The 12,179-nt window shown below is 63.6% G+C and carries 4 protein-coding genes, 2 tRNA genes, 3 rRNA genes and 1 pseudogene; 1 reads left to right on the top strand and 9 read right to left on the bottom strand.

Annotated elements, in window-relative coordinates:
* Positions 1-27: 27 nt before the first annotated feature.
* From GEMRO_RS0108985 to GEMRO_RS0108950, 7 genes and pseudogenes are all read right to left on the bottom strand, one after another.
* On the bottom strand, positions 28-2,547 hold the full coding sequence (locus GEMRO_RS0108985; RefSeq protein WP_027133716.1) for a heavy metal translocating P-type ATPase: 2,520 nt from the start codon (positions 2,545-2,547) through the stop codon (positions 28-30).
* Positions 2,548-2,664: 117 nt separating this feature from the next.
* Positions 2,665-3,678 (bottom strand): annotated as a pseudogene (locus GEMRO_RS33400) (transposase).
* A 166-nt stretch (positions 3,679-3,844) separates the two neighbouring features.
* Positions 3,845-3,921, bottom strand: a tRNA-Met gene (locus tag GEMRO_RS0108970).
* 46 nt (positions 3,922-3,967) lie between these two features.
* Positions 3,968-4,082 (bottom strand): 5S ribosomal RNA (gene rrf / locus GEMRO_RS0108965).
* 187 nt (positions 4,083-4,269) lie between these two features.
* Positions 4,270-7,033, bottom strand: a 23S ribosomal RNA gene (locus tag GEMRO_RS0108960).
* Between the two features lie 463 nt (positions 7,034-7,496).
* A tRNA-Ile gene (locus tag GEMRO_RS0108955) sits at positions 7,497-7,573 on the bottom strand.
* Positions 7,574-7,725: 152 nt separating this feature from the next.
* Positions 7,726-9,210, bottom strand: a 16S ribosomal RNA gene (locus GEMRO_RS0108950).
* The 16S, 23S and 5S rRNA genes sit together here with 2 tRNA genes alongside, the layout of an rRNA operon.
* A gap of 521 nt (positions 9,211-9,731) precedes the next feature.
* Between GEMRO_RS0108950 and GEMRO_RS0108945 the strand changes: the two genes are divergently transcribed.
* Complete coding sequence (locus GEMRO_RS0108945) at positions 9,732-9,971, top strand: sulfurtransferase TusA family protein (protein WP_027133714.1); 240 nt, start codon at positions 9,732-9,734, stop codon at positions 9,969-9,971.
* On the opposite strand, the gene GEMRO_RS33395 is transcribed toward GEMRO_RS0108945, so the two are convergent.
* Positions 9,898-10,341 (bottom strand): hypothetical protein, encoded by a 444-nt coding sequence (locus tag GEMRO_RS33395; protein ID WP_084506732.1) that lies wholly within the window; start codon positions 10,339-10,341, stop codon positions 9,898-9,900. The two genes, GEMRO_RS0108945 and GEMRO_RS33395, sit on opposite strands and share 74 nt — an antisense overlap.
* A gap of 104 nt (positions 10,342-10,445) precedes the next feature.
* On the bottom strand, positions 10,446-11,699 hold the full coding sequence (locus GEMRO_RS0108935) for a choice-of-anchor P family protein (RefSeq protein WP_027133712.1): 1,254 nt from the start codon (positions 11,697-11,699) through the stop codon (positions 10,446-10,448).
* Positions 11,700-12,179: the final 480 nt, after the last annotated feature.

Here is a 12,179-nt window from a genome sequence, read left to right as displayed (position 1 = left end):
CCGCCCATCCCACCGGGACCGCTGGCTTCAGGCGGCGGCCGACGGCGGCTGGAAATGTCGCAGGCGCAAGGCGTTGCCCAGGACGAACACGCTGGAAAGCGCCATCGCGCCGGCCGCCAGCACCGGCGAGAGGAGCGTCCCGTTCAGCGGGTAGAGCACGCCCGCCGCGACCGGGATCAGCACGACGTTATAGGCGAACGCCCAGAACAGGTTCTGCTTGATGTTGCGGATCGTCGCCTTGGACAGGGCGATGGCGTTCACCACCCCCTGCAGGTTTCCGGACATCAGCACCACGTCGGCGCTCTCGATCGCCACGTCGGTGCCGGTGCCGATCGCCAGGCCGACATCGGCCTTTGCCAAGGCCGGGGCATCGTTGATGCCGTCGCCGACAAAGGCGACCGTCCGGCCGCCCTGGCGCAGTTCCGCGATGGCGCGCAGCTTGCCGTCGGGCAGGACCTCGGCGATCACCTGGTCGATCCCGAGCTGCCGGGCGACGGCCTCGGCGGTGCCCCGGTTGTCGCCGGTGACCATGGCGACTTTGAGGCCCATCCGGTGCAGGGCAGCGATGGCCGAAGGCGTGGTGGGCTTGATCGGGTCGGCGACCGCGAGCACGGCGGCCAGCCGGTGGTCGATCGCAACATAAAGTGGGCTGCGGCCAAGCTCGGCCAGACGCTTGGCCTGCGGCAGCAGCGCCGCCACGTCGAGGCCCAGGCTCTTCATGTAGCGGTCGGCGCCGATCTCGACCCGCCGGCCCGCCACCAGCGCGGCAACGCCCAGTCCCGGCAGGGCCTGGAAATCCTCGGGCTCCGTCAGCGCCAGCCCGCGCCGCCTGGCCTCCGCCACGATCGCCTCGGCCACCGGATGCTCGGAGCGGCTCTCGACCGAAGCGGCCAGGGCCAGGACCTGGTCGGCGACCAGGCCGTCGCTGGTGACGAGGTCGGTGAGCTCCGGGCGGCCCTTGGTCAGGGTGCCGGTCTTGTCCAGCGCCACCACGTCGACGCCCCGCAGCGCCTGCAGCGCCTCGCCCCGGCGGAACAGGACGCCAATCTCGGCGGCCCGCCCGGTACCGACCATGATCGAGGTGGGCGTCGCCAGGCCCATGGCGCAGGGGCAGGCGATGATCAGCACGGCGACCGCGCTGACCAGGGCCAGGGTGAGTGCTGGATCGGGACCGAGCAGCAGCCAGGCCAGGCAGGTGACGGCGGCAGCCGCGATCACCACCGGCACGAACCACATGGTGACGCGGTCGACCAGCGACTGGATCGGGAGCTTGGCTCCCTGGGCCTGCTCGACCATCCGGACGATCTGGGCGAGCACTGTGTCGGCACCAACCTTGGTGGCTTGGAAGGAGAAGCTGCCGGTCTTGTTGATCGTGCCGCCGACCACGTCGGCGCCAGACGCCTTCGGCACCGGCAATGGCTCGCCGGTGATCATCGATTCGTCCACATAGGAGGAACCCTCGATCACCTGGCCGTCGACCGGCACCTTCTCGCCCGGGCGGACCAGGACGATGTCGTCCACCCGGACCTGCTCCAGCGGAAGCTCGACCAGATCGCCGTCCCGGCGGACCCTGGCGGTGCGGGCCTGAAGGCCCAGCAGGCGGCGGATGGCGTCCGAGGTGCGCCCCTTGGCGCGGGCCTCCAGAAGCCGGCCCAGCAGGATCAGGGTCACGATCACCGCGGCCGCCTCGTAGTAGACATGGCCGGTGCCGGATGGCAGCAGGGCCGGCGCGAAGGTCGCCACCACCGAATAGCCGTAGGCGGCACTGGTGCCGAGCGCCACCAGCGAGTTCATGTCCGGCGCCCCGCGCCATAGCGCAGGGATGCCTTTCTTGAAGAAGCGCAGGCCGGGCCCGAACAGGACCAGGGTGGTCAGGACGAACTGGATGTACCAGCTGGTGGAAAGCCCGAGACTGCGCTCGATCCAGGCCTCCAGGCCGGGGATGAGGTGCGCGCCCATCTCCAGGATCACGACAGGGAGGGTCAGCAGCATCGCTGCCAGCATCGAGCGCTGCAGCGACTCTTCGTCCTTGGCGTGTCGCTCGGCTGACTGGTCGGTGCCACCGGCTGCGGTCAGGGGCCGGCCGCGATAGCCGGCGGCCGCCACCGCCGCTGCGAGCTCGGCGGGACCGGCGGCACCGGCGAGATGGCGGACCCGGGCACGATCGGTCGCGAGGTTCACCTCGGCGGCGATGACCCCGGGGACGCGGCGAAGCGCCCGTTCAGCCCGCCCGACGCAGGACGCGCAGTTCATGCCTTCAAGGACGAGGTCCGTAGTCGCCTCACGGACCCGATAGCCTGCGTCATCGATTGCCTGGACCAGCGCCGCCGGCTCGACCTCCCCCCGATGGACGACCGTGGCCCGTTCGGTAGCGAGATTGACAGCAACCCGGTCGACGCCCGGGACAGCACGGAGCACCTTCTCGACCCGCCCGACGCAGGACGCGCAGTTCATCCCGTCGATGCCGAGGCTCAGGACATGCTCCGGCGCCGCGGGGGTCTCTGCCGATCGGGCGGCTGAGGTTGGCGATGCAACGATTGAGGCCATGGAATGTCCACCTCACCAATGGGCTCGGCTCACCATGTGGGGCTTCCAACGATGGCAAGGTCAAGGCCATGCGGGTGGCTTCCGGAGACGTTGCGTCGTTCGCCAGGCTAGAGCATTTCAGTTTTGGTAACCTGCATAGCCGGCATTCCTGAGGTGGTTGGCGCATTCGGTTGGGCTGAAGGCGTCGAGCAGCTGCCCGATGGTGCTCCAGAGGGCATCACGGCTTCGGGCGGCGGCCTGACGCGGGAGCGTCTTGAGCTTGGCGAAGGCCTGCTCGATCGGATTGAGATCGGAAGAGTAGGGCGGCAGGTGCAAGAGGCTGGCGCCTGCCGCGGCAACCGCTTCTCGGATGCCTGCCACCTTGTGCGCGGCCAGATTGTCCATGAAGCGCCAGCAGGCGCGTCATCCGATCCCTGCAAGGGACGCGTGCAGGAGCACGCGGAGGCACCACCCCGTCTCCTGGGAACAGCGTTGGCACCAGGACCTGCTGGACATAGGCATGGAAGGCCCTGCCGGTCATTGGCCCGTCCAGGACGAGCGGAGGGACGATGCCGCTGGCGCGCAGCCCGGCGAGGAAGGTGGTGGCGTGCCAAAGACCGTGTGGAGCGGCATCGATCAGGCGCCTGCCTTTCGGCCACCAGCCATAGCGGCTGACCATGTTGGTGGCAGCGCTGGTCTCGTCCAGGAACACGAACGTGCCCGGATCGAGATAGCGCTGCCAGATCCGCCAGCGTCGCTGGCGCCTGGCCGCGTCCGGTCGATCCTGCTCCGCTGCCCTCAGCGTCGGTTTTGGTGCCACAGCCCGAGCCTGTGCAGGGTCGGCCAGATCGTCGTCAGGGAGCCCGCCTCGATGCCGCGGCGGACCAACTCGGCCTGGATCTGGGCCAGGGTGATACCCTTGTGCCCGGCCACCAGTTCCCGCAGCAGGTCCTCATGCCCGGCCAGCAACGGCTTGCGGTAGCCGCCGATCCTGGCCGGCTGGGTGCTCCCGGTCGCCCGCACCCGCCGCATCAGCCGATGCACCGCCGTTGGGCTCACCGCGAAGCGGGCCGCCGCCTGGCGAGCCGAACTGCCACCTGCCACCGCCTGCACCAGTCGCCGACGCAGATCCTGGGATAAAGGTGCCGCCATCGCTGCCGCCTCCACGCAGACGACCGAGCCTTCAGCCAAACATGCACTCGCGCAGACCTAGAATGCTCCAAGCGTGATGTTGGTTTCTGTGCAACGCAATGCGGCCCCCGGAGCCTGTGCTGGCTGGGGGCATCTGTCAGCGCTGGTGATATGTGGTTTGTGGATTTGGATGCGGGGAGAGGATTTGAACCTCTGACCTTCAGGTTATGAGCCTGACGAGCTACCGGGCTGCTCCACCCCGCGTCGAGGGAAGTCTCGCTGGTGTTGTGTTGTTGGCGGCGTCACGCTGACCCGGCGGCGACCGACTTTCCCGTGCCTTAAGACACAGTATCATGGGCGCTGAGGGGTTTCACGGCCGAGTTCGGGATGGGATCGGGTGTGGCACCCTCGCTGTGACCACCGGGTCGGCGTGACGTCGCGATCTTGCCTGGTGGCGCGCCGTTGGCGCGCCGGCTTCCCTGTCTATCGGCCGTTCGGCCTACTTGAGCCAGGGAAGCTTTTCTTGCGGCAAGTACGGTGACTGTGTGATTGGGACGTTTTGGGATGCTGGATCGTCCGGTGTCTTGCACGGGTCGATCGCTGGTGTGGGGGGAGATGAGGCCGATCGGGCGATTAGTATCGGTAAGCTGCATGCATTGCTGCACTTCCACTTCCGACCTATCGACGTGGTGGTCTGCCACGGCCCTGATAGGGAGACGTTGTTTCAAGGTGGGTTTCCCGCTTAGATGCTTTCAGCGGTTATCCCGTCCAGACTTAGCTACCCGGCTGCGCGGCTGGCGCCACGACCGGCCCACCAGAGGTCTGTCCATCCCGGTCCTCTCGTACTAAGGACGGATCCTTTCACGTCTCCAACACCCACGGCAGATAGGGACCGAACTGTCTCACGACGTTCTAAACCCAGCTCACGTACCACTTTAATCGGCGAACAGCCGAACCCTTGGGACCTGCTTCAGCCCCAGGATGTGATGAGCCGACATCGAGGTGCCAAACCACTCCGTCGATGGGGACTCTTGGGAGTGATTAGCCTGTTATCCCCGGCGTACCTTTTATCCGTTGAGCGATGGCCCTTCCACGCGGGACCACCGGATCACTAGGGCCGACTTTCGTCTCTGCTCGAGCCGTCGCTCTCGCAGTCAAGCAGGCTTGTGCCCTTGCACGCAACGGCTGGTTTCCGACCAGCCTGAGCCTACCTTCGCGCGCCTCCGTTACACTTTGGGAGGCGACCGCCCCAGTCAAACTGCCCACCATGCGGTGTCCCCGATCCGGATCACGGACCTGGGTTAGACATCAAGCGAACCAAGGGTGGTATTTCAAGGACGCCTCCATCCCGGCTGGCGCCGGAACTTCAAAGGCTCCCACCTATCCTACACATGTTTCGCCTAATGCCAGCGCAAAGCTGCAGTAAAGGTGCACGGGGTCTTTCCGTCTGACCGCGGGTACCCCGCATCTTCACGGGGAATTCAATTTCGCTGAGCCGGTATCGGAGACAGTGGGGAAGTCGTTACGCCATTCGTGCAGGTCGGAACTTACCCGACAAGGAATTTCGCTACCTTAGGACCGTTATAGTTACGGCCGCCGTTTACCGGGGCTTCGATTCGGAGCTCTCACCCCTCCTCTTAACCTTCCGGCACCGGGCAGGCGTCAGACCCTATACGTCCTCTTTCGAGTTCGCAGAGCCCTGTGTTTTTAGTAAACAGTCGCCACCCCCTGGCTTGTGCCCCCCGCCAACAGTTGCCTGCCAACGGGGCCCTCTTCTCCCGAAGTTACGAGGGCAATTTGCCGAGTTCCTTCGATACCGTTCTCTCAAACGCCTCGGTATGCTCAACCAGTCCACCTGTGTCGGTTTCGGGTACGGTCTATACGTGGGAGCTGTTTCCTGGACGTCCTTCGCGGCACCTCCAATCCGTTAAGGAGGTACAACTTACGGCCGCCGTCACTACCCACAGGCCGGGGAATGTTCACCCCGTTCCCATCGACTACGCCTTTCGGCCTCGCCTTAGGGGCCGGCTCACCCTGCGCGGATTAGCCTTGCGCAGGAACCCTTGGACTTTCGGCGGGAGTGTCTCTCACACTCCTTGTCGCTACTCATGTCAGCATTCGCACTTCCCATACCTCCAGCCGACCTCACGATCGACCTTCACAGGCCTAGGGAACGCTCCGCTACCGCTCGTACAAGTACGAGCCCGCGGCTTCGGTGCGTGGCTTGAGCCCCGTTACATTTTCGGCGCAGGACGGCTATTAGACCAGTGAGCTGTTACGCTTTCTTTAAAGGATGGCTGCTTCTAAGCCAACCTCCTGGTTGTTGTGGCCTTCCCACATCCTTTTCCACTTAGCCACGACTTGGGGACCTTAGCCGGCGATCTGGGCTGTTTCCCTCTTGGCGACGGACCTTAGCACCCGCCGCCTGTCTGCCACGCTGGACACTTCGGTATTCGGAGTTTGGTTAGGTTTGGTAAGGATTGCTCCCCCCTAGCCCATCCAGTGCTCTACCCCCGAAGGCAATCACGTGACGCGCTACCTCAATAGCTTTCGCGGAGAACCAGCTATCTCCGGGTTTGATTGGCCTTTCACCCCTAACCACAGGTCATCTCCGTCTTTTTCAACAGACGTGAGTTCGGTCCTCCAACAGGTGTCACCCTGTCTTCAACCTGCCCATGGCTAGATCACCCCGGTTTCGGGTCTACCGCCGCCAACTAAAGCGCCCTGTTCAGACTCGCTTTCGCTGCGCCTTCGCCTATCGGCTTAAGCTTGCTGGCGACGATAACTCGCTGACCCATTATACAAAAGGTACGCCGTCACCCACCCCATGTCCCGAAGAACATGGTCAGGCTCCGACTGCTTGTAGGCATCCGGTTTCAGGTTCTGTTTCACCCCCCTTGTCGGGGTGCTTTTCACCTTTCCCTCACGGTACTGGTTCACTATCGGTCGTCGAGGAGTACTTAGGCTTGGAGGGTGGTCCCCCCATGTTCGGACAGGGTTTCACGTGCCCCGCCCTACTCGAGGACCTGTTGGAAGCTCTACCCGTACGGGGCTGTCACCCGCTATGGCGCGCCATTCCATGCGCTTCCGGTTCGTTCCAACAGGCCACTGGCCTGATCCGCGTTCGCTCGCCACTACTAACGGAGTCTCGGTTGATGTCCTTTCCTCCGGGTACTTAGATGTTTCAGTTCCCCGGGTTCGCTTCCGCCACCTATGGATTCAGTGACGGATACCGCACACGTGCGGTGGGTTTCCCCATTCGGAGATTCTGGGATCAACGGTTGCTCGCACCTTCCCCAGACTTATCGCAGCGTGCCACGTCCTTCATCGCCTCTCGACGCCAAGGCATCCACCAGATGCCCTTGATTACCTCTTCTCCACCCCACAACAGCGACCGACCCGTGTTGTCTTCTTGCTGGGCTATCGGCCTTCGGCCTGCTTGAGCCCGGTTTGCACCGGATCCAACCAACAGCTTCAGATCCTCGAGCCTGACAAGATCACGTGCCCTTCGCTGCGGCAGAGCCCCACCGGTCGTGAGAGACGACCGGCAAGTTCTTCCACACCCCCCGATCGCTTGCGATCGGGAGTTTGATTGAGCATCCCGTGCGTCCCAAACTCGAACCACCGGAACAGGCTATTCCACCTGCACCGACCGTCCGAGCGGTCACACAGTCATCAAACACAACACCATACGATGATAAACAGAACGTCCGCCGGGCCAACGCCCGGGAACGACCATCAGGACCAGGCCCCAAGGGGCCATGATCCGGTCATGGAGCACTTCATCCGTCGCGCATGAAGACATCCTGTCCATCCACCGCCAGTCGCCTGGCGGGGAATGGTGGGCCCGGGCCGATTCGAACGGCCGACCTCACCCTTATCAGGGGTGCGCTCTAACCGACTGAGCTACGGGCCCGAACTCAGGATTGTCTTCATCTGGAGGGATGTGCGGACGGCGCCCCGCAGAAGCGAACTTCCGCATGGGACTTTGCTTTGCCGACTTGCGCCGGCTGTATCGACCTCAGCGACCCCGGGCAGTCCGTGAGATGCCCGACATCGAGGGTCCAGAAAGGAGGTGATCCAGCCGCAGGTTCCCCTACGGCTACCTTGTTACGACTTCACCCCAGTCGCTGACCCGACCGTGGTCGGCTGCCCCCTCTTGCGAGGTTAGCTCACCGGCTTAAGGTCGAACCAACTCCCATGGTGTGACGGGCGGTGTGTACAAGGCCCGGGAACGTATTCACCGCGGCGTGCTGATCCGCGATTACTAGCGATTCCACCTTCATGCACTCGAGTTGCAGAGTGCAATCCGAACTGAGATGGCTTTTAGGGATTTGCTCGGCCTCGCGACCTGGCTGCCCTCTGTCACCACCATTGTAGCACGTGTGTAGCCCAACTCGTAAGGGCCATGAGGACTTGACGTCATCCCCACCTTCCTCCGGCTTGTCACCGGCAGTCCCCGTAGAGTGCCCAGCCCAACCTGATGGCAACTACGGACAAGGGTTGCGCTCGTTGCGGGACTTAACCCAACATCTCACGACACGAGCTGACGACAGCCATGCAGCACCTGTAACCGCCCCCTTGCGGGACACTGCCTCTCAGCAGCTTTAACGGCCATGTCAAGAGTTGGTAAGGTTCTGCGCGTTGCGTCGAATTAAACCACATGCTCCACCGCTTGTGCGGGCCCCCGTCAATTCCTTTGAGTTTTAACCTTGCGGCCGTACTCCCCAGGCGGTGTGCTTAAAACGTTAACTCCGACACCGAGAGACAAGTCCCCCGACATCTAGCACACATCGTTTAGGGCGTGGACTACCAGGGTATCTAATCCTGTTTGCTCCCCACGCTTTCGCGCCTCAGCGTCAGATCCGAGCCAGTGAGCCGCCTTCGCCACCGGTGTTCCACCCAATATCTACGAATTTCACCTCTACACTGGGTATTCCACCCACCTCTCTCGGTCTCAAGCCCGCCAGTATCGAATGCAGTTCCGGGGTTGAGCCCCGGGATTTCACACCCGACTAAACGAGCCGCCTACGCGCCCTTTACGCCCAGTAATTCCGAACAACGCTAGCACCCTCTGTCTTACCGCGGCTGCTGGCACAGAGTTAGCCGGTGCTTCTTCTCCGGGTACCGTCATCATCTTCCCCGGCAAAAGGGCTTTACGACCCGAAGGCCTTCATCACCCACGCGGCGTCGCTGGATCAGGGTTGCCCCCATTGTCCAAGATTCCCCACTGCTGCCTCCCGTAGGAGTCTGGGCCGTGTCTCAGTCCCAGTGTGACCGATCATCCTCTCAGACCGGTTACGGATCGCAGGCTTGGTAGGCCGTTACCCCACCAACTACCTAATCCGACGCGGGCCCATCCCAGGGCGTGAACTTTCCACTCCCGTGCGTATCCGGTGTTACCTGCAGTTTCCCGCAGCTATCCCAGACCCCAGGGCAGGTTCCCACGTGTTACTCACCCGTCCGCCACTCACTCTTGCGAGTGCGTCCGACTTGCATGTGTTAGGCGCGCCGCCAGCGTTCGTTCTGAGCCAGGATCAAACTCTCAGCTTGATCGCTGACCATCTAGGCATACGCAAGGTACCCATCAGAACCTCCGAAGAAGTTTCCAATGAACACCAAGATGTACCAGACGATCATCCCCACCCAGCCAGCCAACCAAAGTCAGCCAGACCAGAGGACGCCGCCCGCACATCCCTCCAAAACGCTTTTTCTAAAAAGCGCTCCACCAACCAACGATGTCAAACAACAACCCGCCGACCACCGCCCAGCCTCAACCAGACGACCATCGGGCAGCCCTTCCAGGCCGCCACCCAATCCCAACAGACCAGGCCGAAATCTTCACCAAAACCCGGCTAAACCACCAGGCAGCAGGCCATCCCCGCCGCCCAGCACCCCGCCGCGCTTCGTGAGCCGGGTTCTAGGACCAACCAGTGAAACCGTCAACAACCTTTTGCGAAAAATCCAAGACCAACCCGACGCAGATACGTGACAGCCAGATGCGGCCCGGATGCTTCCGGACCGGCACGATCCGGGCTACCTGCCAGCGCCGACATCAACGGAGGAACTCGTCCTTGTCGGAACAACGCTACGACGTCCTCGTGGATGCCCGCGGCCTCGCCTGCCCGATGCCCCTGGTGAAGACCCGCCAGGCCCTGATGATCATGGAGCCGGGCGCCACGGTCTGCGTGCTGGCGACCGACCCCGCTGCCCCGGCCGATTTCGACGAGTATGTCGAGATCAGCGGCCATCTCCTGGAGCGGAGCGATCGCGAGCAGGACGTGTTCGTGATCGTCCTGCGCAAGAAGGGCTGAGCCCGGCCGCCCAGGCGAACGCCGCCTGCTGGCGCCGGGTCACCAGCAGCGCCCGGGCCTCGGCCCCCGCAGGATCCTCCGCCGCGAAATAGCCGGCCCCCGGCATGCCGTCGGTCGAGCGCACCACCAGGCAGGCCAGTTCCGGCAGGCCGCGCGCTGCCCTGGCGCGGTCGACCACTCCAAGCACCCGGCAGAGATGGCCGACCGTGCCGGAGCCGACCCGGTGGCCGAACATGTCGAGCACCTGCCGGTAGGTGACCGAGCGCCCCTCGCCGGCTGCGGCGACCAGGATGCGCTCCAGCCGTTCCGGGTCCAGCGCCATCCGCTCCGGCCGCGCCCCCCGATCATCCTCGCCAAAGCCGCCGCGCATCCCTTCCCCTTCCCCAGCACCTTCCGGCCATCGCGGCCCGGACATGATCGGGGCGGACCCGCGTGACGGATCCGCCCCCATGTCTGCCCCATGATGGACGAGGATCACTTCTGCACGAAGGCATCCGCATGGGCGACGATGATCTCGCTGCCGACCGGCAGGCCGAGGCTTCCCAGGAGCGGGACGCTGGTGATGACCACGTGCAGCCCGTTCACCTGGGTCCGGCTGCGAGAGCCGGTGGGGAACAGCTGCTCGTTGACGATCACGTAGCCGATGCCGGGCAGCGCCAGCCTGGTGTTGGGCGGCAGGTTGGCCGGGATGCTCAGCCCCATCACCTTCAGGCCGATCAGGCCGGAGCCCTTGGTCGAGCGGGTCAGCTTGCCGTTCACCATGGTTTCCTCGGCCACCGCCTTGACGATGCTGGCGGTGATCAGGCCGTTGAGCAGCTTGACGCTTTCCAGGGTCGCGGTGGTCTTGGCGGTGGCGCCGCTGGCGTTCGGGCCGCCGGTGCCGGTGGTGTAGCCGGACCCATAGGTCAGGATCTTGCCGATCGAGGTGCCAGCCACGTTGTTGGTGCGCGTCTTGCCGCTGGTTCCCTCGCAGCTGAAGCTCACGAAGGCAGCGCGGCCGATCCGGTTGACCAGATCCTTGCCGACCTTGGTGTTCGACTCGGTAGCCCAGGCCTGGCCGCCCACTTCGACGTTGGAAGGAGCCCGCCAGTAACCGCTGAAGGCATGGCCGATCTTGATCTGCGCCCCGATCGCCAGCTTGAAGCTGTTGTTCATGGTGACGTCGATCACCAGCATGTCGACGGTGATCTGGTTGACGGTCGAGGTCGAGGTGGTGGCGGTCTTCTTGAAGGTGACCTTGCCGATCCCGGGCAGGGCCAGCGTCTTGTTGGGTGCCACGTCGGCGCTGACGCTGACGCCGGCGACCTTCAGGTTGGTGAAGGTCGAGCCGGCGATCGAGCTGCTCATCGACGTCGAGGTCGCCCTGGTGCTGGCGACCGCCTTGATCGCTGTCGCCGTGATCAGGCCGCTGAACAGATTGACCCCGGAAACGGTGGAACTGGTGGTGACGAAGGCATTGGCCGCATCCCGGGTGGTGCGGAGCGTGCTCAGCAGCACGTCGGCCCGGGCAACGTCGCGGGCCTGGACGCTGTCGACCCGGTTGGTGACGGTCTTGCCGCCGGTGCCCTTGCAGCCGCAGGGCAGATAGGCGGAGCGCCCAAGCGACACCGCGACGTCGCCGGCCTTGGCATTGGCTTCAGTGCCGAACGCATTGCCGCGGAAGGTGCCTTTCAGCTCGGTGGCGGCACTGGACGTGGCGGCACCGACAACCATCGCAGCGGCGAGCATGCCGATCCTGGCGGCACTCCACCAAGTCCGATCCATCGATCCCGACTGTATAGATCTGGTCATTGCATGTATCCCTAGAAAGGATTCTGCCTGACAGCGCATGCTCCAGCAGCAGACCAAAGCACGTCTGAAGATCTTTTGTGCTCACGACAGGAAACAGGGCAGGCGTCCCAAATTCCGACCTACGCGACATGCTCGTTTCTCAAACGGCATCCGTCGGTAGATAAATCAATTTCTTATCATCATTCTGTGATGAAACAAAATGTTTTCTTAATATTCGGCCTGCCAGACAAAATTATTGGACAGGCCGACAACATCCGCGGCTTCGCCGAGGGCGAGCAACAAAAGCATCTGGAAGACATCCGGCCAGATCACGACGACGAATGCAGTCTTGCTGTTCCGGGTCAGCCTAAGTAATCATACTTTTTTCTCCTCCCTGAACGCTGCACCTGCGCAAGCCCACTTATAGATGTACCATTG

This window comes from Geminicoccus roseus DSM 18922 (assembly GCF_000427665.1).
Taxonomy (GTDB): domain Bacteria; phylum Pseudomonadota; class Alphaproteobacteria; order Geminicoccales; family Geminicoccaceae; genus Geminicoccus; species Geminicoccus roseus.
This window is presented reverse-complemented; position numbering and strand designations above follow the sequence as displayed.